We start from the raw sequence: 25,606 nt of genomic DNA, 5'->3' as shown, positions 1-25,606 counted from the left end.
CTACACCATGATTGATTCTCGCACTGCACCCTACGCTGCACTCGTAATGCGCTTGGCGCTGGGCATCATGTTCATCGCCCACGGCTTGACCAAAGCGCTGGTATTCACCCCGGCGCTCACGTCAGGCGTGACGCCATGAAGCTGACAAACGCCTTGATCTTGGGCAGCGGCTGTCGGCTGGACGGCCACAGGATGCTGAACGTGCGGTGATCACTGATATACCGGTCCAACACCGGCACCAAGCGCCCTGCCGCGATGGAGTCCTCGATAAAAAAGTCAGGCAGGCAGGCGATACCCTGTCCCGCTTGCGCCATTGCCAGCAACGCTTCAATCGCGTTGGACGTCGCCGATTGCCCCAGCTCCAGCGTGTCTTGCCCTTTCTTCGTCACCAGCGGCCAGGGATCAAGCTTACCGCTGGTGGGATAGCGGTACCGCAGGCAAGCATGACTAGAAAGGTCCGCCGGGCGCAAAGGTACACCCCGACGCGAAAGGTAGTCTGGTGATGCGACCAACCGGTGACTGTAGCCATTGAGCTTACGCATCATCAGTCGGGAATCGTCGACTTCGCCGATGCGCATCACCGCATCGAAGCCCTCCTCGATCACATTGACCAAGCGATCACTGAACTCCAGCTCCAATTCCACTTCTGGATACGCTTGCTGAAACGCAATCAAATGAGGCATCAGCCGCATGCCGAGCTGTGGCAAACCGAGGCGTAACTTGCCCTGTGGGTTGCCTGCAGCCTGCGTGAGCTCTCGCTTTGCGACTTCATATTCAGCGAAAATCCGCTGGCAACGCTCCAGAAAAAGACTGCCCTCGGCCGTCAAGGTAATCGCCCGCGTGGAACGATGAAATAGCCGCACGCCCAACTCTTCCTCAAGCCGCGCGACGGCCTTGCCAACGGCCGAGGAAGACACCCCGATCCTGCGCCCGGCCTCAGTAAAGCTGCGGGTCTGCGCCGCCTGAACGAATGCGCTGAGCGCGCCGAAATGATCCATGAACAGCCTCGCCTATTTGAGCGTTATTTTCACAAATGATCGGAATTTCATCCTGTTTTTCTTTCCAATCATACCGCCTATAGTCCCCTCCATCGTGACTTTATGGAGTGCTTCTCGCCTTCAACGTCACCGCCATCCGCTAATACGAGCGTACCCCGATGACCTCTCAACCTCGCGCGCGCGCAATCGCCCAGGAGCTTCAGCAACACCCTGGCTATGCCCGCGTATTCAAACCGGGGCATTTGACCTTCGGTTTCATTGCCCCGCTGGAAAGCTACCCCAACAGCCCAGGCCCCACCTTGCAGGATCACGCGCAGATGGCTCAACGCGTAGATGAAGCCGGATTTTCCGCGATCTGGCTGCGCGATGTGCCGTTCTATGACCCCAACTTTGGGGACGTCGGCCAGATTCTCGATCCATTGGTTTATGCAGGCTACCTGGCTGCCGTGACCAAGCGAATTGCGATTGGTACGGCGGGTATCGTCCTGCCGTTGCGCGATCCACTGATTGTTGCCAAGCAGGCCGCGAGCGTGGACCAGCTGCTGGGTGGGCGATTCATTCTGGGGTTGGCCACCGGTGACCGGCCGATCGAATACCCGGCTTTCGGGCTGGATTTTGACAACCGTGCCGACCGCTTCCGTGATGCACTGGGCATCATCCGCGCAACCACGCAAAGCCATTGGGCAAAGCATACGTCGCGTTTTTATGGCCAGTTGAACGGTGAAATTGACCTGATCCCCAAACCCGTCGGGGCGCGCTTGCCCACCCTTATCGTCGGCCACGCGGGTCAGTCGCTGGAATGGATCGGTGAGCACACTGACGGGATTCTTTCCTACACCTCCAACCCTGCGTTGATTCCCCAGGTGATCGAGCACTGGCGTGCCGTCTGTGGCAACGAGGTGCACAAACCCTACGGCTACGGCACGTTGTTTGATCTGGATCGCGATCCGAACCATCCCGTTGAGGCGGGACGCGTGCTGCGCGCCGGGCGTAATGCGCTGATAGAGCATTGGAAACGCCAGCAGGATCAGGGGGTGGGTCATGTCGCCCTGCACTTCAAACCACAACGCCGCCCTGCCGCTGAAGTCATCGATGAGCTGGCTGAATACCTCCTTCCGCATTTTCCAAGCATCGCCCTCCCCGATGCCCCTCAACCTACGCAGGCCGCCCGATGAAACACGCCCTTCACCACATGGATTTCATCTTCCAGACTGCCATGGGCACCTATCCTCTGGCCGCACAGTGCGAAATGCTCGCCGAGTTTGGCTACCAAGGCTTGACGATGTCTGCGTGGAGCCAAGACCTGAAGTCGATTCCCCAAGTCAAACCGACCTGGGGCCTTGACGTGGGTGCGGTCTACTTGATCTACCGCAAGGGCCTCGAATCGTTCGTGACCCAGGTTTTCGAGAGCATTGAGGGTTGCACCACCATTGAACTGGCGCTGCATTCAGGTGATGAAGTCACGAACTTTGACCGCCGCATGCTTGAGCGCCTGTTGCCTATCTGTGAGCGCAGAGGCCTGCACATCAACCTTTATCCGCACGCACGCTACGGCATGCAAACTACCTCGGAAGCCGTCGCACTGTGCCGGGAATTCAACCATCCCCTGCTCAATATCGTGTTCAACGGTTATCACTGGTACGCCACTGAAGAACAAGCCTTGGAACAACGCCTTGATGCGATGTGGCCTTGGCTCCAGCACGTGAACATTGCCGGAACACGACGTTCTCCGTTGGGTTGGGGCGGGCTGGCGACCATCGAAACGCTTGATGAAGGCGAGATGGATAATTTCGTCCTGCTGGGCGCCCTGGAACGCCGCGGCTTTACGGGTCGTGTCGGCGTGCTGGGATGGCAAAGTATGGGAGGTGACGTCTACGGCAACCTGCGCCGTTCAGCCACGGCATATCGCTCCATGGAGCAACGCCTGGCCGCACACCCTGAATGGGCCATATTGACCGAGACGCCACGCTAGGCGAGGAGATAGACCGTGGCCCATCGTGTCCATGCACTCGATTCATTTTTTTACTCTTCAATGGGCGTTTATGCCTTTCAGTCACAGTGCGAAATGCTCGCCGAACTCGGTTATGACGGTCTCACTGTTTCGGCCTGGGGCGGCACGCCGCTGACCGACCTGCGCCTGTTGCCGCGCGTTGGTGAACAGCACGGCCTGCGCGTCGAAGGCCTGTACCTGGTGCTGAACGAAGGTCGCAATGATCACCTTGTACGGCGCATCATCGAAAGCGTCGAAGGGGTCGAACTCATAGAGCTGGCGATCCAGACCTCAGTCAACGGAAGCACGGCCATCATGCGGTTCATCGAGTCGCTGCTGCCCATCGCAGAACGGCGCGGTTTAAGAATCGCTCTGTATCCTCATCTTCACCACGTCACCCAGACCACGGCTCAAGTGGTGCAGATCTGCGAGTACTTCGCTCACCCGCGCCTGGGTGCATCGTTCAATGGCTATCACTGGTACGCCAGTCAGGAAGGCGAACTTCAGCAGCGTCTTGAAGCCATGCAACCCTGGTTGATGCAAGTCGTACTTTCAGGCAGCGCGCTCAGCGAACTGGGCTGGGGCGGCGTGGCCACCATGGAGCCGGTTGACCGTGGAGAGTTGGACAACTTCGCCGTGGTCGCGGCGCTGAACAGCGTCGGATACACAGGCAGCATTGGCGTGCTCGGCTGGGACTACGGCGGCGATATTTACCTGAAACTGCAACGCTGCCTGGCGACCCTTCGCAATATTGATCGTCGCCTGGAGCGTCATCCGCATTGGTCGGACTTTTCATCGCTGTAATACCCTCTCCACCTGATATGAAAAAGGAGTCTGCAATGACTGCCCTCTCTGTGCTTGACCTCATGATGATTGGCGAGGGTAAAACCTTCACCGACACGCTGGATGACGCGGTCGCACTGGCGCGACATGTGGAAGCCTATGGTTACAAACGATATTGGGTCGCCGAGCATCACGACCTGCCGGGCATCGCGTCTTCGGCCACCACCCTGCTCATCCAGCATCTGGCGGCAGCCACCCGCACCCTGCGCGTGGGCTCCGGCGGTATCATGCTACCCAACCACTCCCCGTTGATGGTGGCCGAGCAGTTCGGCACATTGGCCACGTTGTTCCCTGGCCGCATCGACCTGGGTATCGGTAGAGCACCGGGTTCAGCCGGGGCGGCGATCCGCGCCTTGCGCGGTGACGCATCGGAACGGGACTTCGCGCAGGATATTCAACACCTGCAGGACCATCTGGCAGACAACGGGCATCAGCCGGTCCGGGCGATTCCCGGAACCCACGACGTACCACTCTGGCTCCTGGGCTCGAGCATGAACAGCGCAGACCTTGCCGCAAAGCTGGGGCTGCCCTACGCATTCGCCTCGCATTTCGCGCCGCGCTTCTTGATGGATGCGATTACGCACTACCGCACTTCGTTTCGCCCATCAGCGACGCTCAAGCAGCCTTATGTGATCGCAGGCGTCAATGTCTTCGCTGCCCCCTCACGGGCCGAGGCCGATTACATCGCGAGCTCTCACCGACAGTGGGTGTGCAACCTGTACGCCGGGAAAGCAGGCCCGTTACCCCATCCCTCGGAGGGTTATATGGATACGCTTACGAACATTGATCGGCACACGCTCAATCAGGCGATGCTGTGCACGGCGACAGGTGACCAGGACGACGTCAGCAGTTGGTTACGCCAGTTCATTACAACGACCCAGGTGGATGAAATCATCATTGATGCGCGTATTTATGACGCCAAGGCTCGCTGCCTATCCTATCAACTGATCGCCGAATCCCTTGCCGACGTGCTGGCTTGAGCCGGTCTGGAGCGATGGGGTAAGCAATGCGTGAGAAACAACAGATGAAGCCCCCCTCGCCTGACTTCGATGCCGCCATGCGCGCGATTGCTCATCCGCTGAGACGGGAAATCCTGAAGTGGCTCAAGGCGCCGTTGGTGTATTTCCCGCAACAGGACTGGAAGATGGAATGGGGCGTCAGCGTTGGGCTGATCACGCAACGTTGCGGCCTGTCCCAGTCGACAGTGTCCCAGCATTTGGCGGTACTCAAGCAGGTCGCCTTGGTCGATGTCCGCAAGACAGGCTCCTTTCATTTTTTGCAACGCAACGAGGCAACGCTTGGGCACCTCGCTGCCCGGCTCAGGGATCAGCTTGGCAGTTCGGGTATGCAGGGGTAGGACAACGCAGAGCCGAACCCTGCACGCCTATAATGGCCAGCCGCTCTATCACTACATGGGTTGCTCGACATTCAGTGAGTACACCGTGGTGGCGGTAGTCTCTGTCGCGAAGATCAACCCTGACGCCAATCCTGAGCACGTATGCCTGTTGGGCTGCGGTGTAACTACGGGGACCGGCGCAGTGCATAACACCGCCAAGGTGCAACCGGGGGACACCGTTGCGCTGGCAACCGTCAGTTCCGTGCTCAAAAAAAAGACGCCGCCAATCCGTTTGAACGATTGACGGCGCCAACCCGTTTGAGCGCTATGGACGCCTAAAAACGGGTACCCAATCAAGTGGCTAGTGCACTGCCTTTTGTTTCTTGAACCCATGCAACAATGCGTCAGTCGCCACGATCGCGTCATACACCAGGTCCGGCGTCACCGTGAAAGGCATGTTGTGCATCGTGTCGTTTTTATCGCAGGCCAACTCGGCCACTTTTCTCCACTCCGCTTCCTTGAAGTGTTTGAGCCCCAAGTCTTCAAGCGTCAGTGGCAAACCGACTGCTATCGCAATATCCACCACTTCCTCAATCTCAGCCATAGGCGCAGCTTCCATCACGAGCTGGGTGAACAGGCCGAACACGACCTTTTCTCCGTGCTGTGCGCTGTGCAGATCAGGCACGTTGGTCATCCCGTTATGGATCGCATGCGCAGCGGCACAACCACCCGACTCGGCCCCGACAGCGGACATGTAGATGGTGGCTTCAATCGTATTCTCCAGGGCGGCAGTAATGGCTTTCTTCTGCACCGCGAATGCCGCCTGGGCCGAATACTTTTTGATGGTCTCGTAGCACGTTTGGGCAATCGCAAACCCGATCAATGTGGGTTTGAGCATCTTGCCGTCATTGCCCAGGATCAGATTGTCGCGTTGCGCAGCAAAACACGCGCGGGCCTCGAAATACGTGGCCAATCCGTCACCCACGCCCGCCGCAAAAAACCGCGAGGGTTGTTCCGCCAGAATGCGTGTGTCGGCTAAAACAACGTCCGGATTTCTGGATAAAAACAAGTAGCGATTAAACGTATCGTCGTCGTTGTAAATCACTGAAATCGCCGTACAAGGCGCATCCGTGGAGGCTAAAGTGGGCAGGATCAACACGGGCTTTTCCAGGAAGTGTGCAGCCGCCTTGGCTGTATCCAGGGTTTTTCCGCCACCTATCCCGACGACATAATCAGCCCCACGCGCCGCTTCCACGTGCCTGTTGATTTCACTGTCGGAACACTGCCCGCCAAACACGGCCAACTCGGCGCGTTGTGCGTTCTTGAACCCCGGCATCGCTTTCTCATGAACCCGGCCGACGATAAATTGATCGCAGATCAAATAGGCATTGGCTCCGAAGACTTTGCCATGTACCGCTAAATCCGCCAACGCATCGGCCTGGACCAGAAATTTGGCCGGCGATGCAATGCATTTGGTAATAGTCATCTCATTCCCTCACGTCGCATGCGCAAAACGCTCAACGCGTACACACTTGAGCATTCTTCTGCGCTGATGACGAATCAGTTAAATACCATGCCGCCATCAATGATCACCGCCTGACCGGTCATGTAGTCGGAGTCAGGGCCGGACAGGAACGAAACGCAGGCCGCCACGTCTTCGGGCTGGGAAAGTCGCTTCAAGGTGATGTGTTGGGCAAATTGTTCCATCCCCCATTCAATGCTTTGATTGGCGTTATCGGCCACGTCCTGGGCGACCTTGTGCATCATCGGTGTATTCACGATGCCAGGGCAGTAGGCGTTTACCGTAATACCCAAATGAGCCAATTCCCGGGCCGCTGTCTGGGTGATGCCACGCACGGCAAACTTGGTCCCGCCGTACACTGCCAGATCGGGATTGCCGATATGACCCGCTTGCGACGAAGCACTGATGATTTTGCCGCCGTGACCCAACGCCTTGAACGCGTTTACTGCCGCCTGTATGCCCCAGAGAACACCACCCACGTTGATGTCGAACGTTCGCCGATAGATCTCTGGCGTAATCGCTTCTATTGGAGCAATTGGCGCAATGCCTGCGTTATTGATGACCACATGCAGGTCACCCAAGCCATCCACCGCTGCCTGCACGGCTTTGAACACTTCCTCGCGATCGGCTACATCGACCTTTATCGCCAAGGCTTTGCCGCCCGTTTTCCTGATTTTTTCAGCCACTTGATCGGCTGTTTCAAGATTCATATCGGCGCAGGCTATGGCGAACCCATCTGCCGCCAAGCGCAATGCAATCGCCTCTCCGATCCCTTGACCGGCACCGGTTACAAAAGCAACTTTTCCCAAGGACTTACTCATTCTGGTGTTCCTTCTTATTCGTGATGGGGGTTAAAGACTGCTTACACACCTGCCCCGGCTCAAAAGCTTGCCTGGAGCTTCACACCGGCAACCCAGGCATTGTCCACCTCGTAGACTCCGCCTGGATTGCGCACGTACTGCACGTTCGGGCGCACGGTTAGCCAGTTGGTCGCGTGTACGCCGTAATTGAGTTCGATGTTGTATTCGCTGTGCTGCACTGGAACGTACTGCGGATCGTCGTAGTCGCTGATGCCCGTGCTGTCATTGATCAGGCGCTGGCGCTTGGTGACGTCGTCGTTGACCTTGAGGCGTGCGATACCCAAGCCGATGTCATCTTTGGGCCGCGCATCAAACGGGCCTTTGTAGACCGCACCGATATTCTGGAAACTCTCGATGCCGCTGGTGGCCTTGTCGTGCATGGTCAAACTGGCAAACACGCTCAGGCCGCGTGAGGCGTCGCCGTTGTGGGCAGTGAGCTGCTGTTGGCCAATGATCCAGGCGCCATGTTTGCTGCTGCGCGACTTTGGCGCCTGGCCGGTCAACACCTGAGGGTTACCGTTGACGTCGTCGTTCAGATCGTTGGCGCTGGCACTGCTGTGGTAGTAACCCAGCCGGTATTCACCTGGTAAGGCTTCTTTGCCGACTGTTGGCTTCCAGATAACCTCCACCGGCACCAACGCGCCTTTGGTACCACTGCCACTGAGCTTGAAGCCGTTGCCGGTGCTGAGGTTCGACGGGTTTTGCTCATACACCCCGACCTGCACCGCCCAGCGTTCATCGAGGTTATAGCGCACCCGCCCGCCCCACTGGCTCACAGGCCCGCTGTACCAGACATCACCGGCGACGTTTCCGATGGGTGCACTGCAAAAAGACAGGCTCTGGAAGTCGCATGGGAAACTGGCGAAGTCTTCGTTGACGCCCACGCGGCCAAACTTGAGATCCAGGGCGCTGTCGAAAAATTTCTGGCGGTACCACATCTGGGTCAGGCGCCAGGTCTGCCCCCTGCCCCACACCTCTTGCACCGAACTGAGTTGCGGCGCGCGGGGATCAGAAACGCGCTCGTTGGAGAGGTTGTTGCCATTGCGTTCAGTGACCAGCAGTTGGAACTCGGCGTCATTCCAGCCCAGCAATTTTTGCAGGTCCAGGTGAGTGCCCAGTGCCCATTGCGCGGTGTAGCGCGCAGTGCGGTCATGGTCATAACCCCCGTGAACATTGGTGGCGGCTTCGCCGACGTAACCGACGATCACGTCAACACCCTGCTCCAGCAGCTCACTGCGTACCCCTCCCCAATCTCCGGTGCCCCATTTCGAGGAAGCGTCGTCGGCGGATGCAGGCACGGCGATGCATGACAGGAGCCCGAGCCCCATCGGCAATTTCCAAGCGATGTTCATGTCGATTTACCCTATTGTTTTTATGTTTACGACACAGCGTTGACTGGACCGCAGGGCAACGCTCCTGCGGTCACTCAAGAAAGCAATCAGTTGAAAAGTGGGCAGCTACAGCTCAAATGCCGGCCAGGCACAAGTATTTGATCTCCAGGTAATCCTCCAGCCCGTATTTGGAGCCTTCCCGGCCGACACCCGATGCCTTCACCCCACCAAACGGTGCGGCTTCGGAACTGATAATCCCGGTGTTGACCCCGACGATCCCGTACTCCAGCGCTTCCCCCAAACGGAACACCCGGCTCAGGTTTGCGGTGTAGAAATACGCCGCCAGGCCGAATTCGGTGTCGTTGGCTTTAGCGATGACTTCGGCGTCATCGAAGAAGCGGAAGACCGGCGCCAATGGCCCGAAGGTTTCTTCCTTGGCGACCCGAGCGGTGTCCGGCACGTCCACCAGGATGGTGGGCTCAAAGAAATTGGCGCCCTGGGCATGCGCACCGCCGCCCTGGACCACCTTGGCCCCTTTGGCCAAGGCATCCTCTATATGCTCGCGCACCTTGGCGACGGCCTTGCCATCTATCAGCGGGCCGAGCGTGACGCCATCGGTAAAACCATCGCCAATCTTCAGAGCGCCCACCGCTGAAGCGAGTTTGTCGACGAAGGCGTCGTACACTTTGTCATGCACATACAGGCGATTGGCGCAGACGCAGGTCTGCCCGGCATTGCGAAACTTCGAAGCGAGTGCGCCCTCAACGGCAGCATCCAGATCGGCATCTTCGAACACGATAAAGGGCGCGTTGCCGCCAAGCTCCAGGGAAACTTTCTTGATGTCGTGGGCACATTTTTCCATGATCTGGCGCCCGATCTCGGTGGACCCCGTGAAGGAAATCTTGCGCACGACCGGGTTGCCGGTCAGCTCCTCGGCAATCTCTGCAGCGGCGCCCGTGACCACCGACAGCACCCCCTTGGGAATGCCCGCCTGTTCGGCGAGGTACACCAACGCCAATGCCGAGAACGGCGTCTGGGAGGCAGGCTTGATGACCATGGTGCAACCGGCGGCCAGCGCCGGCCCGGCTTTGCGGGTGATCATTGCGCTGGGGAAATTCCACGGCGTAATGGCAGCGCAAACACCCACGGGCTGTTTGATGACCAGCAAGCGTTTGTCCGTTGCGCCCGCAATAATATCGCCGTAGACCCGCTTCGCCTCCTCCGCATACCACTCGATATAGGACGCGCCGAAGACAATTTCACCCAGCGCTTCAGGCAGCGGCTTGCCCTGCTCCAGGGTCATGATGTGAGCCAGATCGTGCTGGTTTTCGATAATCAAGTCGTACCAGCGTCGTAACGCATTAGAGCGGGCCTTGGCAGAAAGCTCACGCCAGGCCGGCAGCGCGCGCTCGGCCGCTTCGATAGCACGGCGTGTTTCAGCCTTGCCCATGCGCGGCACCTGGCCGACGGTCACCCCCGTCGATGGATTGACCACGGTGATAGTGCTTTCGTTGTCGGCGGCTAGCCACTCACCGTCGATATAGGCTTGGTGACGCAAGAGTCGAGGGTTGTTCAACTTCATTTCAGGAGCTCCGTAGCGCGGCGCGATTGCGCCAGATCAATACTCACGGCCTTGAATTTGAAGCCCCGGTAGTCATCGTTCTTGACCGCTGCCAATTGTTCGCTGAACGCCCCCAAGCCGCCCATGTAGAAATAAACTTTGTTGCTTTTGCCGGGGATATTGGAGCCGAAGATCCACGAGTCGGTCTTGGCGAACAGCGTCTGATCGGCAATGTCCTGGCAGGTCTTGCCCCATTCCTGCTCGCTTTGCGCAGACGGTTCCACGCAGGCCAACTCGTTCTGCTCCATGAACCCAACCAGATCGGAGACCCACTCCACTTCGGTTTCAATCGTCGGCGGAAGATTGGTAAACGGACCGTTAGGCCCCAGGATCATGAACATATTCGGGAATTTGGTGGTGGCCACCGACAGGTAGCTCGATGGGCCGTCAGCCCAGTGATCCTTCATCGAGACGTTATCGCGGCCGCGAATATCGATGCGCTTGTAATTACCGTCTACGGCGTCAAAACCGGTGGCAAACACCAGCACATCAAGCTCGTGCTCGACGCCATCTGCCGTACGAATGCCCTTGGCAGTGATCTCGTCAATCGGGTTGGCCTTGACGTCGACCAGCGACACATTGGCCCGATTGAAGGTGGCGTAGTAGCCGCTGTCGCAAAGCGGGCGCTTGGCGTACAGGTCGCGTGGCATGAGCTTGCGTGCGGTTTCTTGGTCGGTGACGATCTCGGCGATTTTCTCGCGGACGAAGTTTTGCGCCTCGATATTGGCCTCTTCACTGGTGGCGATATCGTTGAAGGTCTGGAACATGTAGCGGAAACCGCCGCCACCTTCCCAGGCGCGTTGGAAGATGGCTTTGCGTTCAGCAGCATCCACACTCATGGTGGGAATGTCGCTTTCTGGGAAGCCGAACGCCAAGCGCGAGGAACGCACCTCCTTCCAGATTGCGTCATAGTTGCGTTTGATGTCTTCGACGTAGTCGCGACTGACCGGACCGTTGCCCACCGGCACGGTGTATTGCGCAGAGCGCTGGAACACGGTCAGGTGGCCGACGGTCGGTGCGAGCGCGGTGATGACCTGGCAACCCGTCGAACCAGTGCCGATCACACCCACGCGTTTGCCTTCCAGCACAGCATCTGCCGGCCAGTTGGCGGTGTGATACATGTGCCCCTTGAATTGATCGAGGCCTTTGATCTTGGGTACATTCGTTGCCGACAACAGGCCCAGCGCCGTCACCAGGTACTTGGCGCTGTATTGATGACCGTCATCGGCCGTGATCAACCAGCGGCTGCTCTGCTCGTCGAACACGGCGGCGGTAATCCCTGTTTCAAGCTGGATGTCGCGGCGCAAATCGTGGCGATCCACTGCGTGGTTCAGGTAGGACAGGATCTGCGGCTGGGTCAGGTAGCGTGTGGTGATGTCCCATTCCTGGCACAGTTCGCGGTCCCAGGAGAAGCAATAGACAAACGATTCACTGTCGGATAACGCGCCGGGGTAGCGATTCCAGAACCAGGTACCGCCGATGCCACCGGCCTTGTCGAAGGCGCGCACTTTCAAGCCCAATTCATCGCGCAACTTCTTGAGCATGTAAATGCCGCCGAAACCTGCGCCGATCACAATGGCGTCGTAGTTGATAACGTCGGTGCCAACGGAACGTTTAGCCAGAACTGTAGTTGTCATTATGTTCTCCTGTTTCGATCAGTGCGCCCGCAGAGGTGAACCAAACTGCAGGCAAGCCGTATCCGTTTCCCTGGGCGAGCGCTCCGGGAACGTATCTTTAATGGGTGCTTGACGGGCCAGGGCAGGCCCGCGATTTCAACTAAAGCGAGAAGCCGCCGTCGACGGCAATTGCCTGGCCGGTGACATGGGGTGCACAGGCCAGGTAAACCGCCAGTTGGCCCATGTCTTCCACGGTTTGCGCTTCCCCTTGGGGCAACAGGCTGGACTGATGCCGCTCCCAGGATTGCACTTCGGTTTCGCCCGGTTGCGCCCAGCGTGCGGAAAGTCCCTCATCACCGCGCCACATGCCGGTGCCCACAACACCTGGGCAAAGGGCGTTAACCGTGATGCCTTCGCGGGCAACTTCCTTGGCAAAGGCGTTGGTAAAACCGATCACGGCGAACTTGGAGGCGCTGTAGTGGGAGAGGTCCGGGAAACCGACCTTGCCGGCAATCGAAGCCAGGTTGATGATGCGGCCGAACTTGTGCTCGCGCATCAGCTTGAGTTCGGCCTGGCAGCACAAGAAGACGCCACGCGCATTGATATTCATGATGCGGTCCCACTCGCTGACCGCTAACTCATCGACCCGGCCGAGGCTGACTACGCCCGCATTATTGACGGCGACGTCCAGGCGGCCAAACGCCGACCTGACTTGCTCGATCATGCTGCCAACACTTTCGGCCTGGCTGACATCCACTTGCACGGCGACCGCACGGCGACCCAGCTCGCGAACATTGGCAGCCGCCTCTTCGGCGATGTTGATGTCGTAGTCGGCGAGTATTAGATCAGCGCCAGCGTGGGCCAGGCTCAGAGCGATGCCTTGGCCAATGCCTCGACCGGCACCCGTTACCAGGGCGACTTTGCCTGCCAGGGAGAAATCGACAGCTTTGAATTGGCTCATGTGATGCCTCTGTTCATTATTGTTGTTGAGAAACAGCCGTCTCATGCGGCTCGCTGAACCAGTCAGAGCAAGTCGAATGCCAAGATCGACTAACCAGGCTGAAAGGTCCGAGATAGAGGGTTTTGGGATTTTAATTCTGCGTGTCACGCGCGGCCGATCTAACACATTACGTCTCTCTGTCCTCAGGTCTTGCTGCGAACAATGAGATGTTATGTCTCACCGGGACCTGCCAGCCGATACAGCTTGAAGGGGACGGCTATCCCGCCTTTAATGGGCCTCACAGAAAAATAAGATCCAATCTACGGAGGTACCATGTCCTCTGGCTTATCAAAGGTTCATGTCGAGCATGTCAATCGCGTGCTGCGCACAGCCGAACGGGCTCCGACCTTGCCAGTGCCGAATGTCATCCTCGACTCCTGGCGCCGCTCGGTTCAGCACTACAATCTGGACCCTGGCTCAATGCACGGCCCCAGGGTTCTTGAGGCGCATCAGCTCAACGAACACCGCGAACGGGTTGATGATTTCCTGCACCTGGCTGCCGACGAAATTTCGCGACTGCACAGCCGTGTGCGTGATGCCGATTACTGCGTGATGCTTACCGACACGCTCGGCTGCACGGTGGATTACCGAATCGAATCAACCCTGCGCAGCGAGTACCGGCGCTCTGGCATGGACGTGGGTACCTGCTGGTCGGAAAGCGAAGAAGGTACAACGGCTGTCTGCGCCGTGCTGATCGACAAATTGCCAGTCACCGTGCACAAGCATGACCATTTTCGCGCAGCGTTCATCGGCAATACCTGCTCGGCAGCGCCGGTATTTGCCCCCAACGGCGAGATCCTGGCGGTGCTGGATGTCTCTTCGGTGCGCGCGCCCGATGATCGACGCAGCCAGCATCTGATCCGGCAAATGGTCATCCAGAGTGCCAACGACATTGAAAATGCTTACTTCATGTACAGCACTCAAGACCTGTGGGTGCTGCGTGCACACCCCCTGCCCGGCTACGTCGACAGTCAGCCACAGTACCTGTTTGCCTGGGACCGTGATGGCCGGATCGCGGCGCTCAACCCTGCCGCGCGACGGCTGTTGTTGCAGCGCTGTGGCAGGATCCCCGCGCATATCGATGAGGCCTTTTTAACTGCGCAATTGCCTGCAGCCGGTGATGACAGCATCCACTACTTACCGTCAATGGGGCTGCACGTGCGCCTCAAAGTCCCCCGACGCCCCCTCAGCGTACCCGTGCAAGGCAGCCTGGCGTCAGCACTCGACCCCAAGGTCGCACATGCACTGGAACTGGCTGTACGGGTGAAAGATCGTGGGCTCCCGGTATTGCTGCATGGTGAAACCGGCGCTGGCAAAGAGCATTTTGCATTGCAGCTGCACGCGGCCAGTAAAAGACGCGACAAGCCCTTCGTCGCCATCAACTGCGCGGCGATACCCGAGAACCTGATTGAGAGCGAACTGTTCGGCTACGCCGCCGGCGCGTTCACGGGCGCGTCCAGCAAAGGCATGCGCGGGCTATTGATCCAGGCTGACGGCGGTACTTTGTTTCTGGATGAAATCGGCGATATGCCGCTTACCTTACAGACACGTCTACTCAGGGTCTTGAGCGAAGGTGAGGTGGCCCCCTTGGGTGGCGCTCGACCGCAGTCGATCGACATCGAGATCATCTGCGCCAGCCACCGAGACATCGCCACTCTGGTCGAAACCGGAGACTTTCGTGAAGACCTGTTCTTTCGCTTGAGCGGCGCGCGCTTTGATATTCCGCCGCTGCGCGAACGCAGGGATAAATTGGCCCTGGTCACCAAGCTGCTGGACGAAGAATGCAAACGCTCTGGTGAGCGACTGCAATTAAGCGAAGCCGCGCTGGAAATGCTTTTGAACTTCAGTTGGCCCGGCAATATGCGGCAGTTGCATCATGTGCTGCGCTACGCCTGTGCAGTGTGCAAGAGCCAGGTGATTGGGGTGGAGGATCTGCCGGCGACCTTGAGCGTGAGTGCGCCAACCAAAGGGATGGACACCGTCTCTGGAAGTCCCGAACGCCAGGCCTTGATCGATACGCTGGTGCGCAACCGCTGGAAGCCGATACTGGCAGCGCAGGAACTGGGGATTTCGCGTGCAACCCTGTATCGCAAGGTTAATCTGCACGGGATCAAAATGCCGGGCAAAGGCTCCTACAATTAGTATTCACCAGACGTCGCCTGTACCGGACGCCTGGTGTTGTCATCTAGAGCTTAAAGGGCTTTTTCCAACTCGGGTACGGCCTCGAACAAGTCCGCCACCAGGCCGTAATCGGCCACCTGGAAGATCGGTGCTTCTTCGTCCCTGTTGATCGCAACGATCACCTTGGAGTCTTTCATGCCGGCCAGGTGCTGGATCGCGCCGGAGATACCGACGGCAATGTACAGCTGTGGAGCAACGATCTTGCCGGTCTGACCGACCTGCATGTCGTTGGGTACAAAACCTGCGTCGACCGCAGCGCGCGAAGCACCAACAGCAGCGCCCAGCTTGTCGGCCAGGGCGTACAGGTGTTTGAAGTTGTCGCCGTTCTGCATGCCGCGACCGCCGGAAACGACGATCTTGGCAGCGGTCAGTTCCGGACGATCGGACTTGGCCAGTTCTTCGCCAACGAAGCTCGAAGTGCCGGCGTTGTGCGCAGCCGCTACGACTTCAACCGCCGCCGCCCCCCCTTCAGCGGCAACCGGGTCGAAACCGGTGGCACGCACGGTGATCACTTTGATCGCAGCGTTCGATTGAACGGTAGCAATGGCGTTACCGGCGTAGATCGGGCGCTTGAAAGTGTCAGCGCTTTCGACCGAGATGATTTCGGAGATCTGGTCAACATCCAGTTGCGCGGCAACCCGCGGCAGGATGTTTTTGCCGTTGGAGGTCGCGGCAGCCAGGATGTGGCTGTAGCCAGCGTCCCCCGCCTCTGAAACAAGAGCAGCAATCAGAGGAGCAACGTTTTCCGGCAACTGGTGAGCGTACGCGGCGTCGTCGGCCAGCAGCACTTTAGCGACGCCAGCGATCTTCGCAGCGGCTTCAGCCACGGCGCCAGCGCCCTGGCCTGCAACCAGCACGTGGATGTCGCCGCCGATTTTAACAGCGGCTGCAACAGTGTTCAGCGTGGCCGGAGCCAGCGCTTTGTTGTCATGTTCAGCGATTACCAAGATAGTCATGATCAGGCTCCTTAACTCAAAGCACCTTCGCTTCGTTTTTCAGTTTCTCGACCAGTTCAGCCACCGACTTGACCTTGATACCCGCGCTGCGTGCAGCAGGCGCTTCGACTTTCAAGTTTGTGTTGGTGGAGGCGGTGGAAACGCCCAAAGCGTCCGGAGTCAGCACTTCGAGAGGCTTCTTCTTGGCTTTCATGATGTTTGGCAGGGACGCATAACGCGGCTCGTTCAAACGCAGGTCGGTGGTGACGATGGCCGGCAGTTTCAGGGAAACCGTCTGCGCGCCGCCGTCGATTTCGCGAGTCACGGCAACGCTGTCGCCGGACACTTCGACTTTCGAAGCAAAGGTGCCCTGACCATAACCGCTCAATGCCGCAAGCATCTGGCCAGTCTGGTTGTTGTCGCTGTCGATGGCTTGTTTGCCAAGTATCACCAGCTGCGGCTGTTCCTTGTCGACAACAGCTTTGAGCAGCTTGGCAACGGCCAGGGAAGTCAGATCTTCAGCGGATTCGACGAGGATGGCGCGGTCGGCACCCAGAGCCAACGCAGTGCGCAGTTGCTCTTGAGCGGTGGACGGGCCGATGGAGACCACGACGATTTCAGTCGCAACGCGCCCTTCTTTTATAGAGAGTTCTTTCAAGCGTACGGCTTCTTCCACGGCGATTTCGCAGAATGGGTTCATCGACATTTTTACGTTGGCCAGATCGACCCCGGAATTGTCTGCCTTGACGCGAACTTTCACGTTGTAGTCGACCACCCGCTTGATGGCTACCAGGACTTTCATGGATAACTCCATAGCAAAATATTGAACCCGACATGCCACCGGCATACCGAGAAAAAAACATCAGCGCTCGCCCAGTTGCTCGATCACGCCGCTGGCCTTTAACTGCGCCAGACGCTCGTCATCCAGCCCCAGTCGACGCTTAAGCACTTCATCCGTGTGCTCACCGAGCATCGGCGCCGGACGCAAGTATTCCACCGGCGTGCCGGACATCTTGATCGGGCTGCCGACCGTCACGAAGTCCGCCTTCAGCGGGTGTGGAATCGTCACCAGCATATTGCGCGCCTTGACCTGAGGTTCATCCAGGGCCTGGGCGATGCTGTTGATCGCACCGATCGGCACGCCACGCGGATGGACAAGATCAATCCACTCCTGTGCACGCCCCTCAAGGAAGTGCCGTGACAAGATCTCGATGATCGCTTCGCGATTGGCCACACGGTCGGCGTTACGTTTAAAGCGAGGGTCTGCAGGCAGGTGCGCCAGCCCGATGGCGTCACATAGCGCGACGAATTGCGAGTCGTTGCCGCAGGCGATGATGAAGTCCTGGTCGCTGGCACGGAACACCTGATAAGGCACGATATTGGCGTGGGCATTGCCGTAACGCCCCGGTGGTTTGCCCGAGGCCAGGTAGTTCTGGCTCTGGTTGCACAAGGTTGCAACCTGCACGTCCAGTAGCGCCATATCGATGTGCTGGCCTAGACCGGTTTTTTCCCGGTTGAGCAACGCCGCCTGGATGGCAACTGTGGAATAAAGGCCGGTCATCAGATCGGAAAAGGCCACGCCGACCTTCTGCGGGCCGCCACCCGGCAAGTCATCACGCTCGCCGGTAATGCTCATCAGCCCGCCGATGCCCTGCACGATGAAGTCATAGCCTGGTTCGGCCGCGCGCGGGCCAGTCTGCCCGAAGCCTGTGACGGAGCAATACACCAGTCGCGGATTGAGCTGCGACAACGCGGCGTAATCCAACCCGTACTTGGCCAGGGAGCCGGCTTTGTAGTTTTCGATCAGCACATCGCAATCGGTCGCCAACGCACGCACCAATTCCTGACCTTCAGGGCTGGCCAAATTCAACGCTACCGATAACTTGCCGCGATTAGTCGATTGGTAATACGACGCTTCAGAGGTCAACTCATCGCTCTGGCCTGTCATCCAGGGCGGCCCCCAACCACGGGTATCGTCGCCTACGCCCGGCCGTTCGACCTTGATCACTTCGGCACCCAGGTCGGCCAGCGTTTGCCCACACCAAGGGCCTGCAAGCACTCGGCTCAAGTCGAGTACGCGGTATCCAGTCAAAGCACCCATGTCATTTCACCTTTACTTGAGCGATTACACACGCTCGATCACCATCGCCAGCCCTTGGCCAACACCGATACACAGACTGATCACGGCATAACGCTTGCCGTTGCGCTGCAACGCTCGCGCAGCGCTGAGCGCCAGGCGCGCACCGGAGGCGCCCAATGGATGGCCCACCGCGATCGCGCCGCCATTGGGGTTGACACGAGGATCGTCGAACGCCACGCCGAGCCCTTTGAGGCAACCCAGAACCTGACTGGCAAATGCTTCGTTGATTTCAATAATGTCCATGTCCGCCACGGTCAGCCCTGCCCGTGCCAGTGCTTTATTGATCGCCTCGACCGGGCCGACACCCATGATGCGAGGTGCGACACCTGCAGCCGCGCTCGACAGGATACGCACCATGGGCACCAAGCCATGCCGCTCGCCTGCTGCACGCGTGCCGATCAGCAGCGCCGCAGCGCCGTCGTTGACACCTGACGCATTGCCGGCAGTGACTACGCCACCCTCGTGCAGAGGTCGCAGGCGGCTCAAGGCAGCAAGGTCAGATTGCGGGCGCGGGTGTTCATCGTGCTCCACAAGGTTGGGCGGCGTTTTACGGCCAGTGGGCACGTTGACACCCAGAATTTCATCGTCAAAGAAACCGCTTTCGCGCGCGGCTTCGTACTTGGCCTGCGAACGGGCTGCGAAAACGTCAGCCTGTTCACGGTCAATGCCGTATTCCTGCGCCACGTTGTCGCCGGTCTGCGGCATGGTGTCATTACCAAACTGCGCAACAATTTTCGGATTCGGAAAACGCGCGCCGATGGTGCTGTCGTACACCGTAAAATCTCGGCTGTAGGCGGCCTCGGCCTTGGCCATGACGAAGGGAGCACGCGACATGCTCTCTACACCGCCTGCTACAAACAGCTCACCTTCGTGACAAGTGACTGCGCGGGCTGCATCGATCACGGCTGCCAGTCCGCTGGCGCATAATCGGTTGACCGTCTGCCCAGGTACAGTGACCGGCAACCCGGCAAGCAATGCCGCGTGACGCGCGATATTGCGGCTGTCCTCACCGGCCTGATTGGTATTGCCGAGGATGACGTCCTCGATAGCGTCGCCAGGGATGGCATTACGCGCAAGCAGTTCCCGAATCACATGGGCTGCAAGATCGTCAGGCCGTACCGGCGCGAGTGCGCCCGCATGGCGACCGAAAGGCGTACGTAACCCCGCAAAAATATAAGCATCGAGCATGGCAGTTTCCTAAGCGTTGAAAGGTCAGGACAGTGTCGGTTCCGGGTGGCGCAGCGATAGGCCGAGGGCCGCGCGACGGCGCAGCCAAGGGCCGGGGCGATAACGTGGGTCACCGGTCAGTTCGGTCATGCGTTCGAGGATGGTCAGCACGCGCTGAGCGCCGACACTGTCGCCCCAGGCCAGCGGGCCCTGCGGGTAACCCAGCCCACGACGTACGCCTTCATCCAGGTCTTCGACGCTGGCAATGCGCTGTTGGACGATATCGCCCGCCAGGTTGACGATCAGCGCCAGCACTCGCTGAGCGACGAAGCCGACACTGTCATTGATCACGCTGACGCCCACACCGTCGCGAGCCAGCAGCGCATGGGCGGCACTGCGCATATCGGAGCGGGTTGCCGGTGTCAGCATCAGCGTGCGGTAGCGCGTGCAATCCAGCAGCGGGTCAATACATACCGTGCGCGTCGGGTCTACACCAAAACGTTGCGCCGCGCGCGTTGCGTCAACTCCATAGGGAGCCAGCAGGCAAAGAGCGCTATCGGACGCAATGGCGCCCTGCTCTACCTGGGCGCCCAGTTGTTCCAGCAATGCGCTGAGGCTGGCACGGTCGGCATCGTTTTCGGTACCCAACCACACCGGTGGCATAGCCTCCACGACGGGCACGGACTGGGGTTGCGGCGCGTCGACCATTTGGCCGTTGGCATAGCGATAAAAACCGCGCCCAACCTTACGCCCTACATAGCCGGCCTCAAGCATTTGGCGGGTCAGCGCGGCGGGCCGATAACGGGGTTCCTGGTAGAACTGGTTATAAATAGATTCGATCACTGGGTGGGAAACATCCAGTGCCGTCAGGTCGAACAGTTCCAGCGGCCCCATGCGAAAACCCAGGCCTTCGCGCAGAATGCGATCGATCTCGGCCGGCTCAGTGACGCCCTCCTTGAGTATCTGCAAGGCTTCGGTGCTGTAAGCGCGCCCCGCGTGATTAATGATGAAGCCGGGAGTGTCCTTGGCCCGAATCCCGCAGTGCCCCATCCGCGCAGCCAATGCCTGCAGACTGTCACCGACGCGAGGATCACTGGCCAGGCCATCAATGACCTCCACCACTTTCATCAGCGGCACCGGATTGAAGAAGTGAAACCCCGCCACACGTTCAGGCTTGCGACATTCGCGAGCGATGCTGGTGACTGACAGCGAGGAAGTATTGGTGGCAAGAATGCAATCGTCGCGAACGACGGCCTCAAGCTGGGCGAGCAAGGCTTGCTTGGCATCAAGGCGCTCAATGATGGCTTCCACCACTACGTCAACGTCGCTGAGATCAGTCAATGCGCTGGCAACACGCAGACGCTCAAGGGTTGCGTGGGCGTCACTGGCCGCAATTTTGCCTTTGGCCACCAACTTGTCCAGGGTCTGTTGCAGGTTTTCGCGAGCGGTCTGCGCGGCACCTTCACGGTTGTCGAATAGCATGACGTCCACGCCGGCCTGGGCCGCAATCTGGGCAATACCCGTTCCCATGACGCCCGCGCCCACGACAGCCATACGTTTGATTTCACGTGTCATGGGTCATTCTCCAGAGAAGATAGCTTGGCGTTTTTCAAGGAACGCATTGGCGCCTTCCTTTTGATCCCTGGAATCAAACAGCAACTGAAACGCCTTGCGCTCCAATGCCAATGCGCTGTCCAGAGGCAGGTCGGCACCAAGCAGCATGACTTCTTTGATCTGCGCGACTGCCAGAGGCGGCAATGCGGCTATTTGCGCTGCCAGTTCGAGTGCCCGGGGCAGTGTGCACTCATCACTGACCACTTCGCTGACCATGCCCATGGCGAGTGCCTCTGGCGCGGGCACCAGGCATCCTGTCAGTGCTATTCGCATGGCCTGGAATTTGCCGACAGCGCGGATCAACCGTTGAGTGCCACCGGCTCCCGGCATCAGGCCTAGCTTGACCTCGGGTTGGCCGAAGCGCGCCGATTGGCCCGCCACAATAATGTCGCAGTGCATCGCCAGTTCGCAGCCGCCGCCCAGGGCGAACCCATTCACTGCGGCGATGATCGGTTTGGGGCAGCGAGCGATAGCGTCCCACAGGAGTTCCGTGTGGCGAAGATACATCTCGACAGGGCTGGCCTGAGCAAACTCGCGGATGTCGGCCCCTGCAACGAAGCACTGCTCGCCGCCGGTGAGGACGATTGACCGCACGCTGCCATTCCCGGCCAAGGCGCGAAAGATATCTGCCAGTTGTTCGCGAACGGCGCTGTTAAGTGCGTTCTTCACTTCGGGCCGTTCAATGCGCACGACAGCGACCGCATCGTCTTGGATGTGCAGATGCACGACGGGCTCTGGATGGGAGTTCATATCGACCTCTTATTATCGTTTCGCCAGGCGAAACTGGATTCCGTAATTACGATCAATCATAGGTATCCTTTCAAAGGCCTGTAAACAAAAAAAGCAAAAACCTGCTTAATCCCCAGTAAACACGCGACCTTGATTGCTCTACACAAGGCGCTTGGTTTTTAAAACGCCAGCGCATACAATTTCGCCAGACGAAACCGCGTTTTATTTTCTTGCATTTTTTTAAAGTGGAGTTCTACCATGGCTCGCATCAAGGCAGATCAACAGGCCGCCGACACGACAACGGGAGCGGACGAAATCGGGCTACTGAAGATGGGCATGCTCGACCCCGCCAGCGCATTGAGCGACGACGAAAACAGCGGCCAGTTCGTAACGGCGCTGGCACGCGGGCTGGAATTGATGCGCTGCTTTACCCCACGCGACAACGTGCTGGGTAATCAAGAGCTGGCACGTATGACGGGGTTGCCCAAGCCGACTGTGACCCGTCTGACCAATACATTGATGCGCCTGGGTTGCCTCAAACGTGAAGTGCATTCCGGCAAGTATCAGTTGGATGTCGGGGTGCTGGGTTTTGGCTACGCCATGCTGTCGAACCTGGCGATTCGCACGGTGGCCCATCCGTTGATGGAAGAGCTGGCCAATCATGCGCAGGCGGCCGTCGCCATGGCATCCCGCGATCGCCTGCAGATGGTGTACCTGGATGTGGTTCAGGGTCAGGGCAACATGACCATGCGTCGCCAGACCGGCAGCTACTTGCCACTGGCACAGAGCTCGGTAGGCCGCGCTTGCCTGGCCGCAATGCCCGAAACCGAGCGGGAGTTTCTGCTCGACCACATCCGCCAGCGCGAATCGGAGCAGTGGCCAACCATTCGCAAAGGGCTGGACCGGGCATTCCGGGATTACGCCGACTATGGCTTCTGCCTGTCGATCGGCGAGTGGCATCGCGACGTGAACTCGGTGGCGGTACCGCTGCTGCATCCGCAGTACGGCTTGCTGACCTTCAACTGCGGCGGGCCGAGTTTTCAGCTGCCACGTGAACGACTGATGGACGATATCGGGCCTCGCCTGATCAACATGGTTAACAACATTGGCGCCGCTGCTCGCTGACGCAACGGAGTAACGGCGCCCTAATAAAAGAACCGCTCGCCCGCGAGCGTTAGGAGCGCACATGATCCGTGATACCGAAACCCTGCAAATCCTGCTGGACTCCCTTCGTCAGTTTGTCGGCGAAGTGCTGATCCCTCGCGAAAACGAGGTGGCTGACACCGACGCGATTCCCCAGGACATCGTCGAACAGATGCAAGCCATGGGTCTGTTTGGCCTGACGCTGCCGGAAGAGTTTGGCGGGTTAGGCGTCACCATGGAAGAAGAGGTGAATATCGCCTTTGAGTTGGGGCGCACGTCCCCGGCATTTCGCTCCTACATCGGCACCAACAACGGGATTGGCTCCATCGGTATCCTCCTGGATGGCACCGAAGAACAGAAACAGCATTACTTGCCCAAGCTAGCCAGTGGCGAGTTGCTCAGTTCCTTCTGCCTCACTGAACCCGATGCCGGGTCTGACGCCGCCTCGCTCAAAACCAGCGCCGTGCGGGACGGCGACAGTTACATCCTCAATGGCACCAAGCGTTTCATTACCAACGCCCCACATGCCGGCATCTATACCGTGATGGCCCGTACGAGCACCCAAATCAAGGGCGCTGGCGGTATCAGTGCGTTTATCGTCGAGCGCGGCACGCCAGGTGTATCCCTGGGCAAACCCGACCACAAGATGGGCCACAAAGGCGCCCATACCTGTGATGTCATCTTTCAAAACGCCCGGGTGCCAGCCAACCAATTGATCGGCGGTGTCGAAGGCGTGGGCTTCAAGACCGCCATGAAAGTCCTCGACAAGGGCCGCCTGCACATCGCGGCCTTGAGTGTGGGGGCGGCTGAGCGGATGCTCGACGATGCCCTGCGCTATGCGCTGGAACGCAAACAATTCGGCAAACCTATCGCAGAGTTCCAACTGATCCAGGCGATGCTGGCCGACAGCAAAGCGGAAATCTACGCCAGCCGCTGTATGGTCCTGGATGCTGCCCGCAAACGCGACGATGGCCACAACGTGAGCACCGAAGCCTCGTGCGCCAAGATGTTCTCTACGGAAATGTGCGGCCGCGTTGCCGATCGCTGCGTGCAGATCCATGGCGGCGCCGGCTACGTCAGCGAATACGCCATTGAGCGCTTCTACCGCGATGTGCGCCTGTTCCGCATCTATGAAGGCACCACTCAGATCCAACAGATCGTGATTGCGCGAAACATGATTCGCGACGCTCAAGGCTGAGGCAAACGCCCTTCCCTGCTCCAGTTCCACCCCATAAATACAATAAGGTAACTCTATGGACGCTGCTGCTCAGGCAAGCGCGACTGCGCACGCCAAGTCCAGTACTTGGGTACTGGTCTTTATTTTTTGTTTTCTCGGCTTATTAATCGACGGCGCCGATTTGATGTTGCTGTCGTACAGCCTCAATAGCCTGAAGGCTGAGTTTGGCCTCACCAACGTAGAGGCCGGCAGCCTGGGCAGTTTCACCTTGGCCGGGATGGCGATCGGCGGAATCTACGGTGGCTGGGCGTGTGACAGGTTCGGCCGAGTGAAAACCGTGGTCTGGAGTATTTTGCTGTTCTCCGTCGGCACAGCCGCCCTGGGCCTGACACAAACCTACTGGCAGTTCGCAACTATCCGGTTCCTGGGTTCATTGGGAATCGGCGCGTTGTATGTGGCGTGCAATACCCTGATGTCCGAGTACGTCCCTACCCGTTATCGCACCACCGTGCTTGGCACCCTCCAGGCCGGTTGGTCTGTGGGCTACATTGTCGCGACCCTGCTGGCTGGCTGGATCTTGCCGGTCCATGGTTGGCGCTGGCTATTCTACATCGCGATTATCCCAGTGATCCTTGCTCTGGTGATGCAACGTTTCGTGCCGGAACCACAGGCCTGGCTCAACGCCCAGGCCGAGCGAGCCAAAGAAAAACTCGCGGGAATCCGTCAGGGGTCAGTGGTGAAGCGCGACAGCATGTACAAGCAGATTTTCAGCGATCCGCAGGCGCGCCGGATGTTTTTCTGCTGGGCGCTGACTGCCGGTTTCCTGCAGTTCGGCTACTACGGAGTGAACAACTGGCTGCCGACCTACCTGGAGAGTGAGCTGGGCATGAACCTCAAGTCCATGACCGGCTACATGGTAGGCACTTATGCCGCCATGATCCTCGGCAAAATTCTCGCTGGCATGGCTGCCGACCGCGTTGGACGTAGAAGCGTATTCGCCTTTGGCGCACTGGGAACGGCGGTGTTTCTGCCGGTGATCGTGCTGTTCCAAAGCCAGGAAAACATACTCTGGATGCTGGTGGTGTTCGGCTTTTTGTACGGTATTCCCTACGGCGTGAACGCCACGTACATGACCGAAAGCTTCGAAGCCAAATTTCGTGGATCTGCCGTGGGCGGTGCCTACAATATCGGGCGTCTGGGGGCAGCCATTGCTCCGGCCGCTATCGGCTTTCTCGCCTCCCATGGTTCGATAGGTGTGGGTTTTCTGGTCATGGGCGCGGCCTACTTCATCTGTGGCGTGATTCCAGCGCTGTTTATCAGGGATAAGCAGTTCGACCCGCAAAGGCAGTAGCGCCTTGTAATACATCGAGGCCTGGCGGTGCGGCGGTAGTACTCGAATACAA

23 protein-coding genes and 1 pseudogene are annotated in these 25,606 nt (G+C 58.8%); 11 read left to right on the top strand and 13 right to left on the bottom strand.

The annotated features are described in order from the left end of the window. The first annotated feature begins 7 nt into the window (after positions 1-7). Positions 8-139, top strand: a complete 132-nt coding sequence (locus ACA041_RS15985) for a hypothetical protein (protein WP_497442208.1) — start codon at positions 8-10, stop codon at positions 137-139. Here the strand turns inward: ACA041_RS15985 and ACA041_RS15980 are convergent. Beyond that, positions 117-998 (bottom strand): LysR family transcriptional regulator, encoded by an 882-nt coding sequence (locus ACA041_RS15980; RefSeq protein WP_497433552.1) that lies wholly within the window; start codon positions 996-998, stop codon positions 117-119. The two genes, ACA041_RS15985 and ACA041_RS15980, sit on opposite strands and share 23 nt — an antisense overlap. Before the next feature lie 158 nt (positions 999-1,156). On the opposite strand from ACA041_RS15980, the gene ACA041_RS15975 reads away from it, so the two are divergent. From ACA041_RS15975 to ACA041_RS15950, 6 genes and pseudogenes are all read left to right on the top strand, one after another. Beyond that, entirely contained in the window at positions 1,157-2,173 is a 1,017-nt protein-coding gene (locus ACA041_RS15975) for an LLM class oxidoreductase (protein ID WP_497433548.1), read from the top strand. Beyond that, complete coding sequence (locus tag ACA041_RS15970) at positions 2,170-2,970, top strand: sugar phosphate isomerase/epimerase family protein (RefSeq protein ID WP_497433542.1); 801 nt, start codon at positions 2,170-2,172, stop codon at positions 2,968-2,970. The genes ACA041_RS15975 and ACA041_RS15970 overlap by 4 nt, the downstream gene beginning before the upstream one ends. A 15-nt stretch (positions 2,971-2,985) precedes the next feature. Beyond that, positions 2,986-3,792, top strand: a complete 807-nt coding sequence (locus tag ACA041_RS15965; RefSeq protein ID WP_497433537.1) for a TIM barrel protein — start codon at positions 2,986-2,988, stop codon at positions 3,790-3,792. A gap of 35 nt (positions 3,793-3,827) precedes the next feature. After that, positions 3,828-4,811, top strand: coding sequence for an LLM class flavin-dependent oxidoreductase (locus ACA041_RS15960; protein ID WP_497433535.1), 984 nt, complete (start codon positions 3,828-3,830; stop codon positions 4,809-4,811). Between the two features lie 26 nt (positions 4,812-4,837). Next, entirely contained in the window at positions 4,838-5,188 is a 351-nt protein-coding gene (locus ACA041_RS15955; protein WP_497433532.1) for an ArsR/SmtB family transcription factor, read from the top strand. Positions 5,189-5,213: 25 nt separating this feature from the next. Then, a pseudogene (locus ACA041_RS15950) lies at positions 5,214-5,414 on the top strand (S-(hydroxymethyl)glutathione dehydrogenase); the annotation flags it as partial. A 114-nt stretch (positions 5,415-5,528) separates the two neighbouring features. Here ACA041_RS15950 and ACA041_RS15945 read toward each other — a convergent pair. From ACA041_RS15945 to ACA041_RS15920, 6 genes are all read right to left on the bottom strand, one after another. Beyond that, positions 5,529-6,653 (bottom strand): glycerol dehydrogenase, encoded by a 1,125-nt coding sequence (locus ACA041_RS15945; protein WP_497433527.1) that lies wholly within the window; start codon positions 6,651-6,653, stop codon positions 5,529-5,531. Between the two features lie 74 nt (positions 6,654-6,727). Beyond that, on the bottom strand, positions 6,728-7,510 hold the full coding sequence (locus ACA041_RS15940; RefSeq protein WP_497433524.1) for a (S)-acetoin forming diacetyl reductase: 783 nt from the start codon (positions 7,508-7,510) through the stop codon (positions 6,728-6,730). A 59-nt stretch (positions 7,511-7,569) separates the two neighbouring features. Further along, positions 7,570-8,901, bottom strand: coding sequence for a carbohydrate porin (locus ACA041_RS15935; RefSeq protein ID WP_497433521.1), 1,332 nt, complete (start codon positions 8,899-8,901; stop codon positions 7,570-7,572). Between the two features lie 112 nt (positions 8,902-9,013). Beyond that, positions 9,014-10,462, bottom strand: a complete 1,449-nt coding sequence (gene gabD, locus ACA041_RS15930) for an NADP-dependent succinate-semialdehyde dehydrogenase (protein WP_497433517.1) — start codon at positions 10,460-10,462, stop codon at positions 9,014-9,016. Further along, entirely contained in the window at positions 10,459-12,138 is a 1,680-nt protein-coding gene (locus tag ACA041_RS15925) for a flavin-containing monooxygenase (protein ID WP_497433511.1), read from the bottom strand. The genes gabD and ACA041_RS15925 overlap by 4 nt, the downstream gene beginning before the upstream one ends. Positions 12,139-12,277: 139 nt before the next feature. Further along, positions 12,278-13,078, bottom strand: a complete 801-nt coding sequence (locus ACA041_RS15920) for an SDR family NAD(P)-dependent oxidoreductase (protein ID WP_497433508.1) — start codon at positions 13,076-13,078, stop codon at positions 12,278-12,280. 312 nt (positions 13,079-13,390) lie between these two features. Here ACA041_RS15920 and ACA041_RS15915 point away from each other — a divergent pair, with 312 nt between their 5' ends. Further along, a complete protein-coding gene (locus ACA041_RS15915) occupies positions 13,391-15,259 on the top strand; it encodes a sigma-54-dependent Fis family transcriptional regulator (protein WP_497433503.1) in 1,869 nt (622 codons plus the stop codon). Positions 15,260-15,309: 50 nt separating this feature from the next. Here ACA041_RS15915 and ACA041_RS15910 read toward each other — a convergent pair whose 3' ends face one another. The 6 genes from ACA041_RS15910 to ACA041_RS15885 are packed head-to-tail and all read right to left on the bottom strand — an operon-like array spanning position 15,310 to position 21,904. Continuing rightward, the gene (locus ACA041_RS15910; protein ID WP_497433498.1) at positions 15,310-16,254 is read right to left on the bottom strand and encodes an electron transfer flavoprotein subunit alpha/FixB family protein; all 945 of its coding nucleotides are present in this window, start codon (positions 16,252-16,254) and stop codon (positions 15,310-15,312) included. Positions 16,255-16,270: 16 nt separating this feature from the next. Further along, positions 16,271-17,035: an electron transfer flavoprotein subunit beta/FixA family protein gene (locus ACA041_RS15905; RefSeq protein WP_497433493.1), complete on the bottom strand. Its 765-nt coding sequence runs from the start codon at positions 17,033-17,035 to the stop codon at positions 16,271-16,273. 60 nt (positions 17,036-17,095) lie between these two features. Further along, positions 17,096-18,334, bottom strand: coding sequence for a CaiB/BaiF CoA transferase family protein (locus tag ACA041_RS15900; protein ID WP_497433488.1), 1,239 nt, complete (start codon positions 18,332-18,334; stop codon positions 17,096-17,098). A 24-nt stretch (positions 18,335-18,358) separates the two neighbouring features. After that, positions 18,359-19,561 (bottom strand): 3-oxoadipyl-CoA thiolase, encoded by a 1,203-nt coding sequence (locus ACA041_RS15895; RefSeq protein WP_497433483.1) that lies wholly within the window; start codon positions 19,559-19,561, stop codon positions 18,359-18,361. Between the two features lie 24 nt (positions 19,562-19,585). Next, positions 19,586-21,115 (bottom strand): 3-hydroxyacyl-CoA dehydrogenase, encoded by a 1,530-nt coding sequence (locus ACA041_RS15890; RefSeq protein ID WP_497433480.1) that lies wholly within the window; start codon positions 21,113-21,115, stop codon positions 19,586-19,588. 3 nt (positions 21,116-21,118) lie between these two features. After that, a complete protein-coding gene (locus ACA041_RS15885; protein WP_497433477.1) occupies positions 21,119-21,904 on the bottom strand; it encodes an enoyl-CoA hydratase in 786 nt (261 codons plus the stop codon). Positions 21,905-22,141: 237 nt separating this feature from the next. Between ACA041_RS15885 and ACA041_RS15880 the strand changes: the two genes are divergently transcribed. The 3 genes from ACA041_RS15880 (at position 22,142) to ACA041_RS15870 (ending at position 25,554) form a co-directional block, all read left to right on the top strand. Further along, a complete protein-coding gene (locus ACA041_RS15880; RefSeq protein WP_048728982.1) occupies positions 22,142-23,008 on the top strand; it encodes an IclR family transcriptional regulator in 867 nt (288 codons plus the stop codon). A 61-nt stretch (positions 23,009-23,069) separates the two neighbouring features. Beyond that, positions 23,070-24,224: an acyl-CoA dehydrogenase family protein gene (locus tag ACA041_RS15875; RefSeq protein WP_497433474.1), complete on the top strand. Its 1,155-nt coding sequence runs from the start codon at positions 23,070-23,072 to the stop codon at positions 24,222-24,224. 55 nt (positions 24,225-24,279) lie between these two features. Then, a complete protein-coding gene (locus ACA041_RS15870) occupies positions 24,280-25,554 on the top strand; it encodes an MFS transporter (protein WP_497433469.1) in 1,275 nt (424 codons plus the stop codon). Positions 25,555-25,606 lie beyond the last annotated feature (52 nt).

This window comes from Pseudomonas sp. LBUM1676, from assembly GCF_059695605.1.
The sequence above is the reverse complement of the archived record's forward strand: the minus strand, read 5'-3'. Positions and strand labels throughout refer to the sequence as shown.